The 24,543-nt window shown below is 35.5% G+C and carries 19 protein-coding genes and 1 pseudogene; 8 read left to right on the top strand and 12 right to left on the bottom strand.

Going from position 1 to position 24,543, the window contains the following annotated elements:
- Nucleotides 1-23: 23 nt before the first annotated feature.
- Nucleotides 24-683 (bottom strand): phycobilisome degradation protein NblB, encoded by a 660-nt coding sequence (gene nblB / locus Dongsha4_RS08305; protein ID WP_330205205.1) that lies wholly within the window; start codon nt 681-683, stop codon nt 24-26.
- 33 nt (nt 684-716) lie between these two features.
- On the bottom strand, nt 717-1,175 hold the full coding sequence (locus tag Dongsha4_RS08300) for a CBS domain-containing protein (protein WP_330205204.1): 459 nt from the start codon (nt 1,173-1,175) through the stop codon (nt 717-719).
- Between the two features lie 856 nt (nt 1,176-2,031).
- Here Dongsha4_RS08300 and Dongsha4_RS08295 point away from each other — a divergent pair.
- Nucleotides 2,032-2,283, top strand: a pseudogene (locus Dongsha4_RS08295) (IS982 family transposase); the annotation flags it as partial.
- A gap of 106 nt (nt 2,284-2,389) precedes the next feature.
- On the opposite strand, the gene Dongsha4_RS08290 reads toward Dongsha4_RS08295, so the two are convergent.
- Nucleotides 2,390-3,595: a GNAT family N-acetyltransferase gene (locus Dongsha4_RS08290; RefSeq protein ID WP_330205203.1), complete on the bottom strand. Its 1,206-nt coding sequence runs from the start codon at nt 3,593-3,595 to the stop codon at nt 2,390-2,392.
- A gap of 234 nt (nt 3,596-3,829) precedes the next feature.
- Here Dongsha4_RS08290 and sixA point away from each other — a divergent pair, with 234 nt between their 5' ends.
- Nucleotides 3,830-4,324, top strand: a complete 495-nt coding sequence (gene sixA, locus Dongsha4_RS08285) for a phosphohistidine phosphatase SixA (protein ID WP_330205202.1) — start codon at nt 3,830-3,832, stop codon at nt 4,322-4,324.
- Between the two features lie 276 nt (nt 4,325-4,600).
- Entirely contained in the window at nt 4,601-5,743 is a 1,143-nt protein-coding gene (locus Dongsha4_RS08280) for a citrate synthase (RefSeq protein WP_330205201.1), read from the top strand.
- A 156-nt stretch (nt 5,744-5,899) separates the two neighbouring features.
- Here Dongsha4_RS08280 and yidD read toward each other — a convergent pair whose 3' ends face one another.
- On the bottom strand, nt 5,900-6,163 hold the full coding sequence (yidD, locus tag Dongsha4_RS08275) for a membrane protein insertion efficiency factor YidD (RefSeq protein WP_330205200.1): 264 nt from the start codon (nt 6,161-6,163) through the stop codon (nt 5,900-5,902).
- A gap of 334 nt (nt 6,164-6,497) precedes the next feature.
- Here yidD and Dongsha4_RS08270 point away from each other — a divergent pair, with 334 nt between their 5' ends.
- A complete protein-coding gene (locus Dongsha4_RS08270) occupies nt 6,498-8,222 on the top strand; it encodes an iron uptake porin (RefSeq protein WP_330205199.1) in 1,725 nt (574 codons plus the stop codon).
- Between the two features lie 95 nt (nt 8,223-8,317).
- Here Dongsha4_RS08270 and Dongsha4_RS08265 read toward each other — a convergent pair whose 3' ends face one another.
- From Dongsha4_RS08265 to clpS, 7 genes are all read right to left on the bottom strand, one after another.
- Nucleotides 8,318-9,982, bottom strand: a complete 1,665-nt coding sequence (locus Dongsha4_RS08265; RefSeq protein ID WP_330205198.1) for an NAD+ synthase — start codon at nt 9,980-9,982, stop codon at nt 8,318-8,320.
- Between the two features lie 103 nt (nt 9,983-10,085).
- Entirely contained in the window at nt 10,086-11,018 is a 933-nt protein-coding gene (locus Dongsha4_RS08260; RefSeq protein ID WP_330205197.1) for an NAD-dependent epimerase/dehydratase family protein, read from the bottom strand.
- A 280-nt stretch (nt 11,019-11,298) separates the two neighbouring features.
- Nucleotides 11,299-12,966: a bifunctional 3,4-dihydroxy-2-butanone-4-phosphate synthase/GTP cyclohydrolase II gene (gene ribBA, locus Dongsha4_RS08255; protein WP_330205196.1), complete on the bottom strand. Its 1,668-nt coding sequence runs from the start codon at nt 12,964-12,966 to the stop codon at nt 11,299-11,301.
- A gap of 263 nt (nt 12,967-13,229) precedes the next feature.
- A complete protein-coding gene (locus tag Dongsha4_RS08250; RefSeq protein ID WP_330205195.1) occupies nt 13,230-14,930 on the bottom strand; it encodes an ammonium transporter in 1,701 nt (566 codons plus the stop codon).
- Nucleotides 14,923-15,975, bottom strand: coding sequence for a potassium channel family protein (locus Dongsha4_RS08245; RefSeq protein WP_330205194.1), 1,053 nt, complete (start codon nt 15,973-15,975; stop codon nt 14,923-14,925). Before Dongsha4_RS08245 ends, Dongsha4_RS08250 begins: the two co-directional genes overlap by 8 nt.
- 170 nt (nt 15,976-16,145) lie before the next feature.
- Nucleotides 16,146-16,433: a DUF2103 domain-containing protein gene (locus Dongsha4_RS08240; RefSeq protein WP_015218023.1), complete on the bottom strand. Its 288-nt coding sequence runs from the start codon at nt 16,431-16,433 to the stop codon at nt 16,146-16,148.
- Nucleotides 16,430-16,735 (bottom strand): ATP-dependent Clp protease adapter ClpS, encoded by a 306-nt coding sequence (clpS, locus tag Dongsha4_RS08235; RefSeq protein WP_015218024.1) that lies wholly within the window; start codon nt 16,733-16,735, stop codon nt 16,430-16,432. Before clpS ends, Dongsha4_RS08240 begins: the two co-directional genes overlap by 4 nt.
- A gap of 331 nt (nt 16,736-17,066) precedes the next feature.
- Here clpS and asnS point away from each other — a divergent pair, with 331 nt between their 5' ends.
- From asnS to Dongsha4_RS08215, 4 genes are all read left to right on the top strand, one after another.
- Nucleotides 17,067-18,452 (top strand): asparagine--tRNA ligase, encoded by a 1,386-nt coding sequence (asnS, locus tag Dongsha4_RS08230; RefSeq protein WP_330205193.1) that lies wholly within the window; start codon nt 17,067-17,069, stop codon nt 18,450-18,452.
- A gap of 460 nt (nt 18,453-18,912) precedes the next feature.
- Nucleotides 18,913-19,923 carry a tryptophan--tRNA ligase gene (trpS, locus tag Dongsha4_RS08225; RefSeq protein WP_330205192.1) on the top strand — a complete coding sequence of 337 codons (1,011 nt, stop codon included), beginning with the start codon at nt 18,913-18,915 and terminating at the stop codon, nt 19,921-19,923.
- A 137-nt stretch (nt 19,924-20,060) separates the two neighbouring features.
- Entirely contained in the window at nt 20,061-20,942 is an 882-nt protein-coding gene (locus Dongsha4_RS08220; RefSeq protein WP_330205191.1) for a methylenetetrahydrofolate reductase, read from the top strand.
- Nucleotides 20,943-21,156: 214 nt separating this feature from the next.
- Nucleotides 21,157-22,191, top strand: coding sequence for a hypothetical protein (locus Dongsha4_RS08215; protein WP_330205190.1), 1,035 nt, complete (start codon nt 21,157-21,159; stop codon nt 22,189-22,191).
- 129 nt (nt 22,192-22,320) lie between these two features.
- Here Dongsha4_RS08215 and Dongsha4_RS08210 read toward each other — a convergent pair whose 3' ends face one another.
- Entirely contained in the window at nt 22,321-24,240 is a 1,920-nt protein-coding gene (locus Dongsha4_RS08210) for an FAD-dependent oxidoreductase (protein WP_330205189.1), read from the bottom strand.
- Nucleotides 24,241-24,543: the final 303 nt, after the last annotated feature.

Genomic DNA, 24,543 nt, shown 5'->3' with positions numbered 1-24,543 from the left:
CTTGCCCTTTTATTGCAAAAAATTTAAGCGAGATATGTTTTTGCTTCTTGGGCAACTATATCTAATTCATCTTGTGACAATTTTTGTAATATTTCTTGAGCTTTATCTCCCCCCAGTTTTCCTAATGCTTGGGCTAAACGATGTCTGATTTGCCAATCTTCGTTATTTACGAAGGGTAAAAGTAAATCAATGGCTCGTTTATCTCCCAATTCTCCTAATGCACTAATAGCCGTAGTTTGCAAAAGAGAGTTATCTCCTGCAAGGGCTTCGCTAAGAATATCAAATCCTTCGGGATGTCCTAATTCTCCTAAAGCGGCGATAATACTGAATTGTATCAACCAATCATTGGTTTCTTGATATACTTTTTTAAGATCAGGGAAGGCTTCTTGTAGTTTTAATCCTGCAATAGCGTCGGCGGCGGCCGCTCTCACATCGGCTTCGGGATCGTTATATAATGTGTCTAATAGTAGTTCTAAAGATTCTTCTCGATTAGCATCTCCGATACTGTCTAATTGGGATACTGCGGCATAGCGCACTCTCACATTGTCATCTTTGAGAATTGGCTGTATCAGGGAAAATGCCACTGCACTTTCTAATTTTTTTAGTTCGTTTATACCTTTAATGCGATCGCCAAAATTATCGGAGTAAAGTAATTGTTTTACAGATTCGGGTGTTATAGTCATATCAATAAAAATTTATAATTAATGCAGAATACTTTATTCATCAGCCATAGCACGGATAATATCGCCCTGAGTCAAAATACCAATTATTTTTTTATCTGAATCCACTACAGGTAAACGACGAATTTGCTTTTGATGAAGTAATTGTGCTGCTTCTTTGATAGTTTTGGTGTTATCAATAGTAATGGGCTTATCACTCATGACATCTGCCACTGTTTGCCCTAATGCTTTATGAATTTCTTTATCGTAACGATTAGGATTCTGTAGATAGATAATACTGTCTAAAATCATAATATATGGCGGTGGTTCAACCCCTGTTTCTTGCCACATTAAATCACTTTCGGATAATACGCCAACTAATTCTCCACCTTCTTTTATCACGGGCATACCACTAATTTTATGTTCTACTAAAAGTGCGATCGCTTCTTTCAATGGAGTTTCAGGTTTAACAGTGATGGGATTAGGAGTCATCACTTCGCCAACAGTTTTATTCATCTGAATTTGTTATTTGAGATTTTTTAACATAGCTTATTGTATCAAAATGCACAGATAGGTTTAACTTGAAGTTACAATTCCTCAACAATAACGGGAAAATACACAATCCAATGGCGTATTTGAGGAGTTTTTGCCAAAAAATAAAAAAGTTTTTCTATTTACCTTGCATTTTAAAAATGCCTTCGCTAGAATATATAAATGTGAGCAATTCACCTGGGGGCGTGGCGGAATGGTAGACGCTACGGACTTAAGGAAAATTGAGCCTTATGGGGGAAACCTTATAAGTGTAGGTTCTCAAATTCAGGGAAACCTAAGTCATTATGTGATAGGGCAATCCTGAGCCAAGCCGAGAAATCGGAAGGTGCAGAGACTCGACGGGAACTACCCTAACGGTTTAAGCCGAGGGTAAAGAGAGAGTCCAATTCTTAAAGCTAGACTTAGCAGTAACGAAAGTTGCAGGAGAATGAAAATCCGTTGACCTTAAACGGTCGTGAGAGTTCAAGTCTCTCCGCCCCCATCCTTTTTTAATAATAATTAACTCTAGCTATTGCGACTTGAATCATAACCTTGCAAATTAGGTATATTTATCTTTCTATATTCAAGTGGTAATATTATCTTTCCAATATCTATCTAATTCCTAGATCATCTCTGGCTTTCTTCAAAGCAGAACGTACTTCTTGATAACGAAAGTATCCTGGTGTCCTAACAAATTTGGAGACGTTAGATTCACTAGGGTAGATTCCTTTTTTATCAAGTTCTATAACTGCTTTTTGAACTTGTGATAACCTCAGTTTTGGATAAGAAAACAGGCAGATAGTAAGCTGAATATAACAAACCATCAACTAACTACTGCCCTATGTTTAATTTAGATTATTTATTTTGTCATGTCGATGATTTCTGCCAACAATTTGAGCTTCAATGGCAACAAAAACTTATCTCTCATGGTGCTGTCCAACGTGTTCGTACTAAAAGTCTCTGTTTAAGTGAAATTATGACTATTCTCATTGCTTTTCACCAAAATCATTACCGTAATTTCAAACATTTTTATCTTAATCACGTTCAACAATATTGGACTTCTGCTTTTCCCAAACTTCCCAGTTATCTAAGAAATATTCACATATATTATGGGCATAATTTTAAAAGCAAATTTCTTTATATAATCAAAATATTTACAATTTTTTAATATTAAATTCCTAATTCCCTATTGAGAATAATTAAATCTCAATTTTTATTTCCTTTTTATTAAAGGGTAAATCGTCATTAATTGCCGTTATTTCTTCCTCCGTTGCCATATTTATTTCATCAATATAATGATTTAAAATAGTATTCATTCTGGGGTGATAAAAACGGTGTAAACTATAGTTAAGAGTAGCTGGAAAACCTCGCCTTCTCTTATGACTTCCCCCCGCCCCCGGATCATACATTTTTACTCCATGTGCGATCGCCCATTCAATGGGTTTATAGTAACAAGTCTCGAAATGCAAACTATCATATTCTTCTAAACATCCCCAATAACGTCCATATAAATTCTCTCCTTTCCGCACACAAAAAGACATAGCAAGGGGATGATGATCGTCATTTTCTCTGTGAACAACTGCTAACATTAAACGATGAGAATAATGAGGGTAAAGTTGCTCAAAAAACTTCTTCGTTAGATACTTACTGCCCCAATAAAATTTATCACAGGTGCTACTATAAAAACGATAAATATAAGGGTATAAATAATGGGGAATTTCATCCCCTACTAAGGTTTTTAAAACTAATCCAGCCTTCTCAACAACTTTTCTTTCTCTTTTTATATTTTTCCTTTGATTAGACTTAAATATTTTCAAGAAATCATCAAAATTTTGGAAGTTTTGATCTGACCAAATATAACTATGGTGCATCCAAGCACTATATCCTAATTGAGAAATAACTTCTTTCCATTGAGGATCAACAAAGAGAAAATTACAACCAGACAATTTATTATTAACACAAAAATGGTCGATCGCATTTACCATCAACTCAGTAATTTGTAACTCATTTTCTCCCTCTGCAATTAAAAAACGATAACCCACCGCAGGAGTGAAAGGAGTCATGCCTAACAATTTCGGATAGTATTGTATTCCTAAACGATAAGCCAAATCTGCCCATTGATGATCAAAAACAAACTCTCCATAACTATGCCCTTTTATATACAATGGCGCACCAGCAACTAAATTATTATCCCGCCATACCGTTAAATGACAAGACTGCCAACCAGCGCGAGGCTTAACACTCCCAGAGGTTTCTAAATTGTGCAACCATTCCCACTCTAAAAAAGGGGTTTTCAACGGTAAAGCCATTGCATTCCAAGCTGATTGAGGAATATCTGCCATTTTTTCACACCAACGAATCGTATAATAAGGATATTGCTTCTGTGCTAAAATTTGCTCTTTCATAACCTCAATCTTTTTGATTTTTTAAACACCTTAGACGTACAATATTGCCATTATCTTAGCTTAATTTTATGAGACTTCTTACACAAGTCAAAAAAGAGAAAACAGTTAGTGTAATTTCTCAGAAGCCCAAAATCTCGGTAATCTAAATCAACCCCATTTTTTAGAAAAATTATCAGTTTCCTGATAAAATCTGATTCTCAACAAAAATAAATTTATAACTTGCAAAATTTTAAGATGAAGATATATTTAATTCGTCATGGTATCGCTGAATCAAGAGCGATGGAGAAAAATGATTCTCAAAGAATACTTACTCGCAAAGGTATAACTAAAACCCAAAAAGTTGCTCAAAAATTAACAAATTTGGATATAGAATTTGATGCTATTATCACAAGCCCTTACACTAGAGCAAAAGAAACCGCTATTATCTTGCAACAGGCAAAAAGAACTTTAAATATTATCGAACATTCTGCTCTAATACCCCAAGGAAATATTCTGGAATGGTTTAACTGGTTACAAACTTCCCCTTATAAATCTGCTAGAAACATTGCCCTGATTGGACATGAACCAGATTTAAGCGAATGGGCACATTTACTGATTTGGGGAAAAACTGAAGATAAATTAATCCTCAAAAAAGCTGGTATTATTGGTTTGGAAGTAGCTGACTTAAGTAATCCCCTTGGCACTGCTCAATTATTCTTGTTAGCTAGTCCAAAATGGATTAGTTGCTAAAGTATTAGTCAACACTTTTATCATCATAAATTTTATAGTATATTAACTCCTTTGACCTCTAATAATAGTAATCATAAACTTTCCCCATGATTTATTTTTAACTCAAAAACTCACGGGATAACCAAAATATAGATGAATATTATTTTTGAGAGGTGAATTATTTTGTTAAACCTTTGATCAGAGCTATTTCCCATTTCCCATAATTTTTATGGGTGTGCAAATCTATTAATTTTTCCATCAATTTTGATTTTATTATATTTTTCTTGAGGTATAAACATGACAAAGCCTTCTTGCGAATATCAACCCGGATTAGAAGGAATCCCCGTTGCCCAATCTAGTATTAGTTTCGTGGACGGCAAAAACGGCATTTTAGAGTATAGAGGTATTAATATTGAAGACCTAGCTCAAAAAAGCACTTTTCTGGAAACAGCTTATCTATTAATTTGGGGTAAATTACCCACAAAAGATGAACTTGCTAACTTCCAAGATGAAATTACACGCCATCGTCGTATTAAATACCATATTAGAGATATGATGAAGTGTTTTCCCGAAAGTGGTCACCCTATGGACGCTTTACAAACTTCTGCTGCCGCTTTGGGCTTATTCTATTCTCGTCGTGCTTTAGCCAAAGAAGAATATATTAGAGACGCTGTAGTTCGCCTATTAGCCAAAATACCCACAATGGTGGCGGCTTTTGCACAAATGCGCATGGGAAATGATCCAGTACAACCAAGCGACAACCTAAATTATGCCGCTAATTTCCTCTATATGCTGACAGAAAAAGAACCTGAACCTTTAGAGGCAAGAATTTTTGATGTGTGCTTAATGCTTCATGCAGAACATACTATGAATGCTTCAACTTTTTCTGCTATGGTAACAGCTTCAACTTTAACTGATCCTTATGCCGTTGTTGCTTCTGCGGTGGGAACACTAGCAGGTCCTCTACATGGTGGTGCAAATGAGGAAGTGTTAGTGATGTTGGAAGAAATTGGTTCGGTGGAAAATGTACGTCCCTATATTGAAGATTGTATTGAAAATAAAAAGAAAATTATGGGCTTCGGTCATAGGGTTTATAAAGTAAAAGACCCCCGTGCAAAGATATTACAGCAATTGGCGGAAAGATTATTTGAGTTAACTGGTCATGATGAATATTATGATATTGCTTTAGAAGTGGAAAAAGTAGTTACTGAAAAACTGGGTCATAAAGGTATTTACGCTAACGTTGATTTTTATTCGGGTTTAGTTTACCGTAAGTTGGGCATTAAGCCAGATTTATTCACTCCCATGTTTGCAATTTCTAGGGTTGCAGGTTGGTTGGCTCACTGGAAAGAGCAATTAGCTGTTAATCGTATTTTCCGTCCTACTCAAGTTTATGTCGGTGATAGAGGCATTCCTTATGTTGCGATCGAAGATCGGTGATCGGTAAAAGTTTGAGGAGTTGAGATAGAAGAATTAAGGTATTAGGGTATTAGGGGCTTAGGGTATTGGGGAGAGATTAGTTCGGAGAGTTCGCTGTACTCATGCACTCCCTTCTGTCGTGAACGGGGCTAGAAGTTAGAAGTTATCAGTTATCAACTATTTGCCTTTTGCCCTTTTTTTATTATTCAATAGTAATTCCTCCAATGAGGAAGGAACGGGATCATAACCGCCGGGGTGAAAAGGATGACACCGCAAAATTCTTTTGATTGCTAAATAACTGCCTCTCCAAACTCCAAAAGTAGAAATAGCTGCGATCGCATATTGAGAGCAAGTAGGTTGAAAACGACAAGAAGGAGGAAATAAAGGGGAAATATATTGTCGATAAATATTGATTAAAAAGATTAGAATTACTTTTCCCATTGGTCAGTTATTTTAATAGCATTAAATCATAAGTTTCCGTAGTGCTGAAAAATCTGCGATACAAAAGATTATAAAGCCCTAATAATTCTATAAAACAAGACAAAGTTAAACCAGTCTTAACCTTAAAGGTTTATGATGGACGGTGAAAAAACACACCATTATTTTCCAGCTACTTAATAGTTTTTTTTCCTATTTACTATATAATAGCTATCTGATAACAAAAAAATAAAAAAGTTGTTATCTTAGTTACAGAAAAAATAGCAAAAAAGTAAATCTTTGTGCTATTAATTATTAAGAGACTGATATTCAAGGTGTGAGGAAACTTAAAAGAATTATGTTTAAATTAGTCAAAAACTATACAATCGCAACTCCCGCTTTGATCGCAATGGCGATCGCATCCAATGGTTTAGCTCCCGTATCTGCTAATGCGAACGAAGTAGATACAGCTACTATTGACCAAATTTCTCAGTACAACGAAACTCAGCCCATGGGACAGGTAACATCTGTATCTCAGCTAAGAGACGTTTCTCCTACTGACTGGGCATTTGAAGCATTAAGAAGCCTTGTCGAGCGTTATGGCTGTATTGTTGGTTACCCTGATCGTACTTACCGTGGTAATCGTGCTTTAAGTCGTTATGAGTTCGCCGCAGGTTTAAACGCTTGTATGCAACAAATGGAGCGCTTAATTGCTTCCAGCGAGTCTGTACTTAGAGAAGATATTGAAAAATTAAAACGCTTAATGTCTGAGTTTGAAGCAGAATTAGCGGCTTTAGGTGCAAGAGTTGATAACTTAGAAGGTAGAGTTGCTTTCTTAGAAGATCACCAATTTTCCACCACTACCAAGTTGAAAGGGGAAGTGATTATTGCCGCCGTTGCTCAGGGTGGTGCTAATGGACAAGAGTTACAAAACGTTTACACAACTGGTGCAGGAGAAAGATTAAGAGATAATCCTGATGACATTCAAGATCAGGTAACTCTCAGCAACCGAGTTCGTTTAACTTTAGATACTAGTTTTACTGGTAAAGATACCTTAAGAACTCGTTTAGCGGCTGGTAATATTGTTAGCCTAGGTAACGCCTTCGGTACTGAAATGGCTCGTCTTAATTTTGAGCAGAATACTGGTAATGACGTCGTTCTTGATCGTTTATACTACAAAACTAAGCTAGGTGATAAAACAACTTTCTGGGTAGGTACTGAAATGCCCGCAGAAGATATTTACGAAACCTTTAGCCCTTACACTGAAAGCAGTGGTACTGGTGCTTTAGCTCGTGTTAACCGCTATAACCCCTTCATTTACCGTCAACCCGGTACTGCAGGTCTTGGTTTGAAATATGCTTTCAATAAAAACTTTGATATTACTGCTACTTACTTAGCAGATAATGCTTCTGATCCTTCTCAAGGAAACGGTTTATTCAATGGTACTTTCAGTACTGGTGTTCAGTTAGGGGTTCATCCTACTGATACTCTTAGCTTTGGTATAGCTTATATGCACAGTTACTTTGCTGAAGGTGATGCAAACTTAACTGGTAGCACTGGAAGCCGTTACAGCAGTGGCATTTCTAGCGACATCGCAGCGTTAGGTTCTGGTAACAGAAATGGTGGTTTCCGTGGTGGTCGTGATCCTTTCAGTGGTGCGGCTACTTCCTCTGAAAACGTTGGTTTACAAGCAACTTGGCGTGTAGCTGAGAAAGTGAACCTCGCAGGATGGGTAGGTTGGGCTTTTGCTCAAGGTCACTCTGCTGATAGCACTGGTGCGAATCGTAACGGAGATAATGCAGACTTATTTACTTGGAATACCAATGTTTCTTTCATTGACTTAGGTAAAGAAGGAGCAGTATTAACATTAGCTGGTGGTCAAGTTCCCCGCGCTGGAAGTGTTGATGGTACTATCGGACGTGACAGAGGACAATCTTGGATTGTTGAAGGTCAATATAAATATCCTTTAACCGACAATATTTCCTTAACCCCCGGTGTTTACGCTGTATTCGATCCTAACAATACTAATAATGGTACAGATACTATCGTTGTTGGTGTTCTTCGTACCGTATTCAAATTCTAAGTGTAGTTAATAAAAATTACCGCTAACTCTCAAATTTGTGAGAGTTTTAATTAAATCATTTTCCTAGCCCTGTGGGCTAGGTTTTTTTTGTTCAATTAAATCCAGCGACTGGCAATCGGCATTTTCCAACCAGTGCCAAAAGCTCGATCAGTAATTTTTAGACCGGGAGGAGCTTGTTTTCGTTTAAATTCTGCTCTTACAATTAACTTGATTACTTTATTGATGGTATCTAAATCGTGTCCTGAATTTTCTATTTCTGTAACGGATTGATGATGGTTTATGTATCTTTCTAAAATATCATCTAATATTTCGTAAGGGGGTAAAGAATCTTGGTCTTTTTGATCTGGTTTTAGTTCGGCACTAGGAGGTTTAGTAAGAATATTATGAGGTATGATTTCTTTTTCTTGATTAAGCCAATGACATAAAGAAAAAACTTGGGTTTTTGGTAAATCTGCAATCACTGCTAATCCCCCATTCATATCGCCGTATAAGGTGCAGTAGCCCACTGCCATTTCTGATTTGTTGCCTGTTGATAGTAGTAAATAACCAAATTTATTTGCGATCGCCATTAATAATGTTCCACGAATACGAGACTGTAAATTTTCTTCTGCGATACCAAATTCTGTATTTTTAAAAAGAGGGTGTAAAGTAGAGTCATAACTTTTCATTACTTCTTGAATGGGTAATTTTTCGCTTTTTATACCTAGATTATTGACCAGTTGTTCTGCGTCTGTAATTGAATGGGCAGAACTATAGGGCGAAGGCATTAAAACCCCTAAAACATTATTTTTACCTAAAGCAGAAACGGCAATAGTTGCCACCAAAGCAGAATCTATCCCACCGCTTAAACCGATAATTGCTTGTTTAAAACCACATTTTTTTGCATAATCTTTGACCCCTAAAACTAAGGCTTGATAAATTTCTTCTTCTTTATTTGTATTTACTAAATTTATCTTATTTTCTGAGATTAAATCTTGATTTTTTTTGCAGTAATCTACGTAAATTAAATCCTGTTGAAAGTTTATAGCTTTATTAATAATATTGCCTTTTTTATCAACAATAAAACTATTACCATCAAAAATTAAGTCATCATTTCCTCCTACTTGATTCACATAAATAAGGGATTTTTTATATTGTTTAGATAAATAAATTAACATTCTCTCTCTAATTTTTTGTTTCTCCACAACATAAGGAGAAGCAGAAAGATTAACAATCAAATCAACGTCAATATTAACTAAGTCTTTTAAAGGGTTAGTAGTGTAGTTTTTCTTACCCCAAAAATCCTCTTGATTCCACAAATCTTCACAAATTGTAACGCCTATTTTGACATCATCAAGATAGAAATAATTAGCCTCATTTCCTGCACTAAAATAGCGATCTTCTTCAAATACATCATAGGTAGGTAAAAGACGTTTATGAAAAAAAGTTTCAATTTTGCCATTTCTAATTAAAGCAGAACTGTTATAAAGGGGTTTTTTGCCTTCTTTTTCTGCACTATCATTTATAACAGCAATTCCGATTAAAACTGATATTTGGGGATTTATTTCTTGAGCAAATTTTTCTAATTCTTTTTTCATTTGCTCCAAAAAATTTTTATTTAAAAGTAAGTCTTTAGGAGGATAACCACATAATGATAATTCGGGAGTAAGAATTAATTTTGCCCCTTTTTTTTCAGCAATATTAACCGTTTCTTTTATTTGTTTAAGATTATTTTTTATATCTCCGATAGTCGGATTAAGTTGTGCGATCGCAATTTTCATGATGATAAGAAGTAATGATTAGGGAGATGGGGGTTCAGAGTTCGGGGTTCGGAGTTTTTAATTCTTAATTTTTTACTCTTGCCCCTTGCCCTTTTTACTTTTTCTAATTATTTAAGATTTCTTGATCAAGGCTAAAATCAACATCGACTTTATCTCTGCCATTAGCTAAATAGTCATTTTCAAAAGACTCTTTTAAACCAGAAATCAAATCATATTTTGGTTGCCAATTTAGTTCTTGTTGAGCTTTGGAAATATCGGCAAAAAAATGTTGAACTCTAATGGGAAAAGCCTTTCTTTTTCCTAAGTTAAATTGGGTAGGGTCATAATATTTGATCTCAATTTCTTCTGGGTTTTTCCCCACCGCTTCGGCACAAGCTAAGGCTAATCCTTTAAAAGTAACATAGCGATCGCCTGATATATTGTATATTTGTCCTACTGCTTGAGAATTTCCCAAAACCAGACTCATAGCCATTGCTAAATCTTCCACATGACCAAATTGAGTAAAATGTAATCCATGATAAGGTATCAAAATAGGCTGATTACGAAGGATGCGATCGAAAAACCATGCTTCTAAATCATTATAGTTGCCAGAACCATAAATATAAGTAGGGCGAATAGAAGTGAAAGGCACACCCTCAGCTTTTAAGTAGGTTTCCGTTTCATATTTACCCTTGTGGCGACTTTGTGGGTCAACGGGATCATCCTCTCGATGGGGCATTTGTTCTGATGGTAAATACACCCCAGCCGAGCTAACATAAACGAAATGGGATATTTGATCTTTGAATAACTCTACTAAAGGCTTTGTATCTTTTAATTCTCTACCATTATTATCGAAAATTGCATCAAATTTTTGTCCTGCTAACTTCTCTTTTAATTCTGAAGCATTGATGCGATCGCCATGTATTTGTTCAATGCCGTCAACTGATGCAGGTTTATTACCCCGATTAAAAAGTACGACTTCATGACCTTGAGCAACTAAAATTTTAGTTAGGGAAACTCCTATAAAACGAGTTCCTCCCATAATTAAAATACGCATATACTAATTAATTATTATAGTTTTGATCTTGCTCTTACTAATTTACCTGAGTTCGATCTAAAATTGTCACTTAAAGTAGGTAACAGGCAACAGTCACCAATTTTTGCTCTATTACTTCTCGTCGTGTAAATTATTGGTTAAGGTAGGCAACAGGAGATTCTTAAATAGTAAAAGATAAAATTTCAATTTTCATTTTAGTCTATTGCTTTTGTGATAATAATTTTTGTTGCTCTTATTGTCTATTAATTTATCATAACCACTGGGTCAGAACCTTTATTTTTTAGGCATCTTGTTTATAAATATAAATTGTTTGAGTTTCTAATTTTGTGGTTAACTCTTGAATAGAAGAATAATTAGAAATATTTTCTCTTTGTAATCTTACCTGTAATCCCAACATAGGATCATCCCCATCAGCTAGTAAAAATTGCACAGAATCAATATTCTCCCAAGTAAGGATTTTATCAATTATTTCTAAAATTCCATTCAAATAAGGATGATTTTTATTCTTATACCAGTTAGATTCAACCATTTTAGGTCTATCAAAACCCAAGTGAAAAATCATTGATGGTTGACTAAATAAAGCAATAGAAACCGGGCGCATTTCCTCCTGTAAAAGTAAATTATTACTACGCACTAAATAACGTATATTTTCTAGTTTTTCATAGCGCTTAGTAGCAGAATTAAGAGGTTTTTTCCATGTAACCGCAACAGTGCAAAGATAAGTTTGTAAAAGTAAATGTCCTAACTTTTCTGCTTTTGTGGCTAAATAATTGGAATTATAGTCATTAGCTTCAATAAATAAGGGTAAACGCTCCACAATTTCAATACCATAACCCTTTAAACCAGCAATTTTACGAGGATTATTGGTAATTAAGCGAATTTGTTTAATACCTAAATCATTAAGGATTTGTGCCCCCATACCGTAATCTCTTAAATCCGCAGGAAAACCTAATTTTTCATTGGCTTCAACGGTATCAAAACCCTTATCCTGTAGAGTGTAGGCTTTGAGTTTGTTAACTAAACCAATGCCCCTACCTTCTTGACGTAAATAAACAACTACCCCTAATCCTGCATTTTCAACCATTTTCAATGCCGCTTGTAACTGCATTCGACAATCACAACGTAATGAGCCTAAAGCATCCCCTGTCAAACATTCTGAGTGCATTCTCACCATTACTGGTTGTCGGGAAAACTCGTTTATATCTCCTTTAACAATGGCTAAATGTTCTGTATTATTTAAAGCATTATGATAGGCATAAATTTGAAAATCCCCAAATTGACTGGGAAACTTACAAATCGTCTCTCTATATACGAAGCGATCGTATTTTAAACGATAACTAATTAAATCGGCAATACTAATTAACTTTAATTGATGAGTTTGGGCGTACTCATATAGTTGGGGTAAACGAGCCATACTACCATCAGGATTCTGGATTTCACAAATTACCCCTGCTGGGTATAAACCAGCCAGTCGAGATAAATCTACCGCCGCTTCAGTGTGGCCAGCCCTTTTCAAAACTCCTCCTTTTTTCGCCCTTAAAGGAAAAATGTGTCCAGGCCGTGCTAAGTCTTCTGGTTGAGTTTGAGGATTGATAGCTATTTGTATCGTTTTTGCTCTATCATCGGCAGAAATACCCGTTGTCACCCCAAGATGTTTTGCCCCATCAATGCTAACTGTAAAAGCGGTTTGATTACTGTCAGTATTTTTTGTCACCATCAAAGGCAAATCTAGCTCATCGAGTCTTTCTCCTGTCATCGCTAAACAGATTAAACCCCTTGCTTCCACCGCCATAAAATTAATCATATCGGGAGTGGCAAATTGGGCGGCACAAATTACATCGCCTTCATTTTCCCTATTTTCATCATCCACTACTACAATCGCTTTTCCTGCTTTTATATCTGCTAAGGCGGATTCAATACTGTCAAATTGGATATTTTCGCTCTTCACAACTGCTGATTTACTTTTTATAGCTTTTTAGTAATTATTTGTTAACTTATCATTTTAACATTTCCTATCCATAGGGAAAAATGTATTAAACCTCAGTTTAGTTTATGAATATCGGATAAGGCTAGGGTGTTGGGGTATTGGGGAGAAATGAGTTAGGAGTTAGAAGTTATTAATAATTATTTACCTTTGCCCTTTTAACTTTCTTTTAACTTTGCCTATTCCTGAATACAGATAAATAGTGTGCCTCATCATAATAAGAATTACTATAAATCATCGATAGATTTTGCAGAAATGGCTTTTTTCAATAAATCGGCTATTTCAGTCAAATTATTTATTTTGTGAATACTGACATTTAATTGGGGGGTTATTTGCCCAAAACGAGTAGTTAAGATTTCTACCACCGTATCTTGTAAAATTCTTGTTTCTTGATTATAGTTTTCTGGAGTTTCACCACTTAAAACTTGTAGTTGTTCCTGTTGATTATTTATAATTGTAATCATTTGTTGAAGTGCCTGAGCAAGAATACCTAATTCATCGGGGCGATCGCAAAAAGCATCAAAATCATCGGGGGAAAACTGTTTATTTTCTACGGCTGAAACGGCTATTGCCGTAACTGCATATAATTCTTCTAAAGACTCCATATTTTGACGGTGATTTTGTTCGAGAGCATCCATAACTTGATTGTAACGAGTAGCAATATGACCCACTTCCGTAAAAGATTCTACTGGCACTCGCAAGGTTAAATCATGGGTTTTTGCTTGTAAGTCCATAACGTTTAATAATTCATATGTATCTGTTTTTGCTTCATGTTCAGCTACATTTAAACCTAATTCTTCTGCTTCAAGAGAGACTCGGAGGGGAAAAATCTGATTTAAAGGTTTCAAAATTAACCAAGTTAAACCAAACGCCCAAACCATAGCGATGACTATACCTAACAACTGAATTAACAATAATTCTATTCGACTGATAGGCATCTTCATCAAAGCTAAATCACCGAATAGAGCTACGGAAATAGTACCCCATAAACCAGCACCTCCATGCACTGCCACCGCATCCACCGCATCATCAATTTTGGCTCTAATTAAGGCTTGTGAAACAAATTTAGCCATAGCCGCCCCTGTTATGCCCACAATAACCGCCAAAGGATTAGGTATTATATGACAACCTGCAGTAATTGCCACTAAACCAGAAATTGAACCGTTGATTAATTCTTCTACCTCAACCCGTTTTTCTTTGACTTGACAAAAAATCATTGCCATTATCATTCCCCCCACTCCTGCCAATACAGTGTTAAGAATAATTTTTGGTACTTGATTGTTAAAAGCGAAAGTGCTACCGCCATTAAATCCTAACCAACCTAACCATAAAAATAAAGCACCCAACACAGCAAAAGGTAAATTTGAGCCTTGAATTTTATTAACCTCTCCTTTATCGCTAAATCTACCCTGACGAGAACCAATGATAATCAGAGTAGCTAATCCTACCCATGCACCAATACCATGTACCACAGTGCTTCCAGCAAAATCGATGAAACCTAATTGTTTTAACCAACCATTACTATTCCATACCCAATGTCCATAAAAAGGGTAAATCAAACCTGAGACTAAGATCACAACTATAGTATAAGCTAGGAATTTAATTCGTTCTGCGATCGCACCTGAAATAATAGTTGTAGCCGTACCACAAAACATGGCTTGAAACAGGAAAAAAACCGTCATATCTCCTTGGGTATCCGCAGAGAAAAAGAAATTATCTCCACCAAACCAACTTCCTTGAGAAGCACCAAACATAATGCCATAGCCAAAAGCCCAAAATAAAAGTACAGAGATACCAAAATCTGCAAAATTTTTAACAGCGACATTGATACTATTTTTAGAGCGAGTTAATCCTGACTCAAGGCACATAAAACCCGCTTGCATCAAAAAAACTAACCCCGTACATAACAATACCCAAAGTTTATCCATGTTGATTAGTCGATAAAAAGCGATTAAGTCGATAGTAACGGGCAAATTGAGGTAAATCCGCTTGATGCCCTAAAACAATTAAAATATCTCCCCTATTTAAGATTAGAGTTGGGGCAGGATGACTAATTAAGTCTCCACTGTAACGCCTAATAGCCACCACTAAAAATGACCCCTTTCCACGAATTTCCAACTCTTTAACAGTTTTGCCCACCAAAGGAGAAGTATCAGCAACAGATAATTCCTCTATCTGCACCTCTAACTGTTTAAGTAAATCATTAAGATAACTTTGCTCTTCGGGATGTTGAAAAAAATCATTGGTGTTAGGAGAAGTAATCAAATTTGCCATTCTCATGCCACTTACCGAAGCGGGTAAAACCACATGATTCGCTCCAGCTAATCGCAATTTTTTTTCCGTGCTAGGAAACTCACCCCTTGCGATAATAACTAGGTTAGGATTCAATTCACGGGCGGTGAGGGTAATAAAAACATTACTAGCATCACTAGCTAATACTGTTACTAAGACTCTGGCTTTATCAATACCTACTTTCGTTAAAATGTTCTCATCTGTAGCATCTCCTTCTTCAGTTAAGTAGTTACGACTTTTAGCTAATTCAATGATTTCATGGTTATGATCAATTACTACAAAATTCTCAGCTACTTCTTCTAGTTGTTGAGCCAAAACTTGCCCAATATGCCCAAAACCACAGATAATAACGTGATTTTCTAGGTTAGAAATAGTTTTTCTTTGTCTTTGAGCCTCTAAAGCCCGATTAATTTCTCCTTCTGTAATCATTGAAATAAATCCCCCCAAACCATAAATAGCTGAAGATGTCCCTGCAATTATCACACTAATGGTAAAAATTTTTTCTGCGGGGGTTTGTAACGGTTTTACCTCTCCATAACCGACTCCAAAAATAGTAATTACAACCATGTAGGTTGATTCTAATAATGTCCAGCCAAACATCATGTAGCCAACAATAGCCACAGCAATGGTGACACAAAAAAAGACTGAACCTATAATAATTCGATTAAGAGAGTTTTGCATTCATTTATTAAATCCCCTCTCAAGAAAAAATAAAGTCAAATTTAAACTATTTTTTCAAGTTAAGATTGAGAAAAAGAAAAATGCGATCGATATTCACTTAACCAAAAACACTATGCAAAAATAAAATTAGTTATTGATGTGAAGTGTCAGAAAATTAAAAGACTTGCATTTTAAAGAATACCTTTTATAATTTCTTCTAGTCGAGATTTATCCAATTCTGTAATCACAAAAACTTCTTGTACACTTTTTCCACATCTAGCAATTAGTTTAAACCCTCCCCGAATCGGCACAGATATTTTTAACTTCATATGGGGAGAGTGCGATCGCGATCTACTTAATACGGCTGGAGTAACGGTTTTAACGCCTTCATAAGTAATCAATTTTTCTAAAATGGGAATTAACCCGTCTAAATGGGTAGAGTGATTCCAGACAATTCTTCCCTCAGAAGATTTACTCATACAGCCTCCAAAGGCGCCATAGTCAAGCCTTCCCTTCTTAACTGTTGATGATACAACTCTGCTTGTTCCAATGGGCCACTCCACACTAAAGCTTGTCCTTCAAAATGTACTTGATTGGTTAATTGCCAAGCATAATCAGGAGTCATATTAGGAATATACTTGATTAAACAATTAGCTACATGATCAAAGGTGTTAAAATCATCATTAAGAACGATAACTTTATAGTTAGGATATGGTTTGCGAGTAACTTGACTCGATTTATTCGGAGCAACAATAGTACTAGCTAAAATGGTTGAAGTCATATTATTGCAGATAGGAAATTTTTGTTTATTTTTTAGGGAACATATTTAATTATACTCAATTTTGCTTTTGTTTATAATTTTGTATTGTTTATACATATTCTTCACCGACTATCCAAACTATCTCAATAGCTAGTTATAGAACAAAATCAGCTAATATTATAAATATTTTATTTGTTTACGATTACTGTCTATAAATCTGATTATTTAATCATAATTAATAGTTACAATAAATATATATAAAATCTAATAATTTGCTGAATAAAAGTTTTTTTTGATATAATTTGATATAATTTAAAATTACAATTAATAATCTACAAAATTATAAGTAAAAATGGCAAGAATAATTAATATTTTGAGAAATGGAAAAGCTCAAGAAGAAATAGAAGTAAAAGGTTGGATTAGAACTAAAAGAGAGTTAAAAGAATTTTCTTTTATAGAAATTAATGACGGTTCTTCTCTTGGGAATTTACAAGCAGTTTTAAACTCAGATTTACCAAATTATCAAGATATTATTAAAAGATTAAATACAGGAGTTTCTGTTAGCATAAAAGGGATTTTAGTTGATTCTCCCGCTAAAGGTCAAAAAGTAGAATTACAAGCTCAAGAAGTAATCATTTTTGGTGATTGTGATCCTGAAACTTATCCTTTACAAAAAAAACGTCACTCTTTTGAATTTCTTAGAACTATTGGACATTTAAGAGGTAGAACAAATACCATTGGGGCAGTAATGCGAGTAAGAAATGCTTGTGCGAATGCTATTCACCAATTTTTTCAAAGTAAAGGTTTTTTATGGGTTCATACTCCGATTATTACCGCTAGTGATTGCGAAGGAGCAGGAGAATTATTTACCGTAACAAATCTCCCTTTAGAAAAAATCATTCAAGAAAAAAAAGATGAAATTAATTATGAAAATGACTTCTTTGGCAGACAGGCTTATTTAACAGTTAGTGGTCAATTAGAAGCTGAAATTATGGCCATGTCTTTTCAAAATGTTTATACTTTTGGTCCTACTTTTAGAGCAGAAAATTCTAACACTTCTCGACATTTAGCAGAGTTTTGGATGGTTGAACCAGAAATTGCTTTTTGTGACTTAGAAGGAGATCAAAATTTAGCAGAAGAATTTTTAAAATATGTCTTTAAATATGTTTTAGATCATTGTCCCGAAGATATGGCTTTTTTCAACCAAAGAATTAATCAAAATGTGCTTACCAATGCAGAAAATATCATTAATAATGAGTTTGCAAGAATCACTTATACAGAAGCAATAAATCTCTTAGAAAAAAGCAAGAAAAAATTTGAATTTCCCGTTGAATGGGGGATAGATTTACAATCAGAACATGAAAGATACTTAGCCGAAGAATTATTCAAAAAACCCGTCATAGTTACTGACTATCCAAAAGATATTAAAGCCTTTTATATGCGTCTCAATGATGACCAAAAAACCGTAGCGGCCATGGATATTCTAGCCCCCGGCATTGGTGAAATTATCGGCGGTTCACAAAGAGAAGAAAGATTGGATGTATTACAATCTCGTATTATTGAATGCAACGTTAATGGCGATGAACTTTGGTGGTATTTAGATTTACGTAGATATGGCACTGTTCCTCATGCTGGTTTTGGTTTAGGATTTGAAAGATTAGTTCAATTTATGACAGGAATGGAAAATATTAGAGATGTAATTCCTTTTCCTCGTACCCCAATGAATGCAGAGTTTTAAGATAATTAACCTGAGTTCGGGATAAATTTTCATCTATGAGTGATGGCCAAAAGGGTAAGGGGCAATCATTTGAGTTAGGAGTTAGGAGTTAAGATAAAAAAGAAATTTCCCCCTAAAACCCCAATACTCTATCATTCCAATACCCTAATACCCCAATCCTCCAACAACACCTAGATCTAATACTGATACACTTTTAGAAAAATGGCGAGAAAGTGGATTAAAAGTACTTTCTACAGTACGCTTATCTCGGTTAGATTGGCTGGAAAAATCCTTATCAGTAGCAAAAAGTGGTCATATTGACACCAAAGATGCTCAAAATATTCTTAAGACTTGGAATCAATATATAAAACCCCAATTTTTAGATCGAACTGAACAAGGGTAATGATATAATTTGCCCTTAGACATGAAAAATATTGTTCATCATTAGTAAAATCCAATTCATATATCTTCTAACAGAATCATGACTAAAAAGCGTGTTTTATCAGGAGTTCAACCCACAGGAAATTTACATATTGGCAATTATTTAGGGGCAATTCGTAACTGGGTAGAAATACAACCTAATTATGATAATTTTTTCTGTGTTGTTGATTTACACGCTATTACAGTTCCCCACGATCGCACTTCATTGGCAGATAATACTTATACGATTGCCGCTTTATATTTAGCTTGTGGTATTGATTTAAACTACTCTACTATTTTTGTACAGTCTCATGTAAAAGCCCATACAGAATTAACATGGTTGCTAAATTGTGTTACTCCATTGAATTGGTTAGAAAGAATGATTCAGTTTAAAGAAAAAGCGATTAAACAAGGAGAAAATGTGAGTGTGGGCTTACTAGATTATCCCGTACTAATGGCGGCGGATATTTTATTATACGATGCAGATCAAGTACCTGTAGGAGAAGATCAAAAACAACACTTAGAATTAACTCGTGATATTGCTATTCGTGTCAATGACAAGTTTGGTAGTGAAGATAAACCCGTTTTTAAAGTACCTGAACCAATGATTAAAAAAGAAGGGGCTAGAGTTATGAGTTTGACTGACGGCACAAATAAAATGTCAAAATCTGATCCTTCTGAATTGAGTAGGATTAACTTGTTAGATAGCCCTGATGAAATTAGGAAAAAGATTAAAAAATGTAAAACTGATCCCATTATGGGTTTAAGTTTCAGTGAAGATCGTCCCGAATGTAATAATTTACTGGGATTATATAGCATTTTTAGTGGTAAAAGTAAGGATGAGGTAAGTAACGAGTGTGGGGATATGGGATGGGGCAAATTTAAGCCTTTATTGACGGATACGGTGATTGAAGCATTACAACCTATTCAAAATAAATATGCAGAAATTATGGCAGATAAGACTTATCTCGATTCTGTGTTAAGAGATGGTAGGGAAAAAGCAGAAAATGTCGCCAATGCGACTCTCAAAAGAGTTAAAGATGCTTTGGGTTATTTACCACCGATTTATTAATGGGGTATTAAGGAAGTAGGAGCGTAGGGTGTTGAGGGGTAACTAACTAATTACCTTTGCCCAATGCCGCCCTTTTAACTTTGCCTTTTACCCTTTCATAACCTAAATATCCAATTAATTTTACCTACCCACTTATAATGACTAAACTAGAAAATGCGATCGCATCTAAAGAATTCATCATCACCGCCGAGGTGACACCCCCTAAAGGTGGCAATCCTGAACGTATGCTAGAAGTTGCCCGTTTACTCAAAGATAGGGTACACGGAGTTAATATTACAGATGGTAGTCGTGCTGTACTGCGAATGTCTTCTATTGCTTCTTGTGTGTTGTTGCAAAGAGAAGGAATTGAGCCGATTTGTCAAATGACTGGGCGCGATCGCAACTCCATTGCATTACAAGCAGATTTAATGGGGGCTTATAGTTTAGGAATTAGAAATATTTTAGCTCTAACAGGAGATCCTTTAAAAGCAGGGGATCATCCTCAAGCAAAAGCAGTTTTTGAGTTAGAATCAGTCCGTTTATTAAAGTTAATTGGACAATTAAACGAGGGTTTTGATCTGAATAATAAAACCCTAACCGATGGAAATTTAAACTTATTTGCTGGAGCGGCGGTTGATCCTCAACTAAAGAGTTGGTCAGGTTTACAAAGACGTTTTGAACAAAAAATTAAAGCAGGAGCAAAGTTTTTTCAAAGTCAATTAATCACAGATTTTGATAAATTAGATCGCTTTATGACTGAAATTGCTAAAGGATGCGATCGACCTATTTTAGCAGGAATATTCTTGTTAAAAAGTGCTAAAAATGCTCGATTTATTAATAAAAATGTGCCGGGAGTAGAAATACCAGAACATATTATTAATCGCCTAGAAAAAGCAGAAAACCCATTACTAGAAGGCATGACTATTGCCGCCGAACAAATCAAAGATGCCCAACAAATTTGTCAAGGAGTCCATTTAATGGCGGTTAAAAGAGAAGATTTAATACCGCAAATATTGGATTTAGCAAAGATTCATCACTAAGAGGTGTCAGGGTGTTTAGGGGATAGGGGGAAACCAGTAATAAATAATAAATAAGTAATAAGTGTTCGGAGTTTTTAATTCTTAATTATCAACTATTCACTATTCACTAATTACCTTTGCCCCTAAAATTATCTATTGACAAGATTGGATGTAAAGATAGACAATAAGAAAACCTGTAAACATTTTCTAACAATCATCAATAAAATAAATATATATGGTGGAAACTGTTCCCTCTCCTGTTGAAATTGCAGAAGCTCTTACCATCCCTGCTGATTTAGAGTTTAACTTACCCGATCCAGAAGATGATCAAATTGCGGAGGAGGATTTTCTGCAAAAAGTTGATGATGTTTGGAAAGTGTGCGATCGCTTCGATTTACAGACGGATATTTGGCGTGGTAGAATCTTAAGGGCTGTTCGAGATCGGGAAAAAGTCGGCGGAGAAGGCAGAGGTACAGGTTTTTTAAATTGGCTAAAAAATAGGGAAATTACCAAAAGTCAAGCCTATGCTTTAATTCAACTTGCCAATAGTGCAGATACTCTCTTAGAAGAAGGAAATTTAGAACCCACCGCTATTAATAATTTCAGTAAACGGGCATTTGTAGAAACCGCTAAAGCAGAACCTGAAATACAAAAATTAGTCAGCGAAGCGGCACAAAAAGGCGATCGCATTACCCGTCGAGAAGTAAAACAGTTGACGGATGAATATACAGCGATGAACTCAGATTTAATTCCCGAAAGTGTTAAAGAGAAAGCCGTTGATGGTTCATTACCCCCCCGTCACTTAGCACCTTTAGTCAAAGAATTAGAAAAACTACCAGAAGAACAAATTAGCGAAATTCAAAAAGAAATTGAAAGCAATCCTGATGTGGACACAGTTAAACAGATGACTTCAACGGCGAAAAGTTTGAGTAAATACCTCGATTCTGCCGCCCAAGTAGAAACCCTGAGAGATTCTGCGGTAGATGTTGAGTCTGCTTTACAAGAAGCCCTGAGATTAGATTGCTTAAGTTTGACGGCGGATTTAGTTAAACAAGCAACCAATTTAGAGCAGAATGTGGGTAAACTCTACACTCTCTGGAAAAAATTAGGTAGTATAGCTGATCGTCTTTATGTGGAAACAGGAAGTAGTACCCCAAGTTTGCGATCGCTTCTTAGTTGTCTGGAAAAATTAACCAGTGAAGTCATCGAGTTACGTCTTGATGATGAGGGAGAAAAAATGATTCGTTTGCGTATTATGACAGATGAGTAATGGGTTCGGAGTGACAAAATAAACATTGTTCCCTGTTCCCTTTCTCCCCTTTTAAGGGGAGACACAGAGGGGTTTCTCCTTTTTCTGACCTTAACCGAAAATTTTACATCGAATTCAAGGGAATTCAAGTTAAATACTAAATAAACCAGACGGATTAACAGATAATAAATCTCGTCGTTGTAAACCCTCTCGATAAAGAATAGCATTAGCAGACAACAAACCACTACTAATTGCTCTCTCCATTAAACCACAGGGAAAAGGCATTTTGACCCAATCTCCTGCAAACATTAAATTACTGATTTGAGACTCGGTAGAAGGACGCATTTTAAAGCTATTGGGGGGATAACCAGAAAAGTTCTTTTGGTTGACTAATTGCTGATGTAAAATGTTCGCATCGGCTAATTCTGGCACAATCTCAATCAATTCTTCTCTAAAGGTATTTAAAATAGCTTCTTGGGTAGGAAATTCTTTTTCTTTATAACAATAGGCGTGTAACTCTACCACACTACCTCCCGTTTTTTCCGCCCATGCTTTATATTCATTTTGAATGCGATGATAAAGAGTAATACTATCAGTGAGACGATAGCCTGATAAGGAGGCAAAATTGCTGTGTTGCCACTCAAAATCTTTATCTAACCAAAAACGCCCAACGGCAAAGGGGTCAGCTAATGCTAAACTTTCTATTTGTGCTTTAGTTTCGGGATAACTTTTTGTGTCACCTTCTATGAGATTAAATAGGTGTTTTGTTCCTACCACATCAGTAGCAAAAACAAAATAATCCGCTTCAATGGTTTTTGGTTTACTAGCGGTTTTCTGATTTGCAACTAATTTGACTTGATTCTCTCCTCTTTCGATTACCTTATAAGTTTTTAAATTACGTTTTGCAGGAGGATTTAACACTTTACCTTGTTGATCATATACTGCACCATGACAAGGACAAACAAATTTTCCGTCTTCTTGCTTATTAACAATACAACCTTGATGAGTACAGCTTAAAGAAAAGGCTTCATCGGTATCTTTAACTACAGCAAAGAGGCGATCGCCTCCTCCATAATAGCTATAGTGTTCATCTTTTAAGAGGGGGTTGAGATCTACCCAAAAAGGTACATTGTTTTCCTCATCCCCTTGATAATATTCAATAGAAGTAATTTTCCCAGAATTGCAATTGATTTTACTAATATTAGCTTCAGTGATGATTTTACCTTGATTATCAACGATGCGATCAACAATGGGTTCAACTAGACTTCTGCCCATGTCATCCACTGTGCCGTTAAAAGCCAACCCTTCAGGATTCCCGAAAAAGTAAAAATGAAAAAACTGCATTAGTTCTCCTGTACTAAGAATATCGGGAGCATTTAGAGAGGATTTTGCAAAGGGGAGAAAGTACAAGTCAAATAAGCCTTGGGGAATACCTTTCGCCGCCCAGTCTGCCACAGAAATATTGTCTAGGTCATAATAGCTATCAGGAATTTTAAAGGCCGTAATAGCGTGAAAAACTCGCCAATGGGCAGGATTTGTTAAATTAATGCCCCAATGAAGAGAATTGCGAGAAGAAATAGCTAAATCAACGATATTCCAAGGAAAAGAGGAATGAGACGGGCGAAAATTTTCAGGTTTATATTTATCTCCTTTAAACACCACCGAATAATATTCTAACGATTGAAAATTAGATTCGATCGCAACTTCTTTTACAATGCTTTTAAGGTTATAGTATTGAGGAAAAAAGCCATGAAAACCATGTTCCATCCTAAAACTATCATTTCCTACTTGAATGTCCCAACTAGCAATTTTACCGCCTAACTGGGGAGATTTTTCCAATAAAGTAACTTCAAAACCCCGACTACTTAACTCGTAGGCAGAAGCCAATCCTGCTAAACCACCGCCAATAACTACCACTTTCTTTGGCTTACTTAAAAAACGAGGTAATTCTAAAGTATCCCATTTATGAATTGTCGGCTGAGGCTTAACAACACGGGAATAGCCGAGAAAACCAACAATGCCACTAATAGCGGATAATTTTAGCAAACTGCGACGGGATATATTATTCATGCAACAATTAGGATAAGATTATGGCAATTTTAATGATTTTAATAATACTTAACATAAGTTAGCACGAATTTATAGAGCCTGAACGACAAGTCTTATCTTCAATCACCTGAACTCAGGATAAATTTTCATTTATGAGTGATGGAGAAAAGGTCAAAGGGCAAAGGTAAATGGTTGATAATTAATAACTTCTAACTCTTAACTCCTAATACCTAACCCGTTTCTCCCAAAAACCCCACTTCCTCCCAATCCCTAACACTCTGATACCTTCCTCGAAATGAAGTAGATTTAGCAGTAAAGCTCATA

The organism is Cyanobacterium sp. Dongsha4, assembly GCF_036345015.1.
Classification (GTDB): domain Bacteria; phylum Cyanobacteriota; class Cyanobacteriia; order Cyanobacteriales; family Cyanobacteriaceae; genus PCC-10605.
Note: the sequence above shows the minus strand (reverse complement) of the source record. Positions and strands in the feature narration are given on the sequence as shown.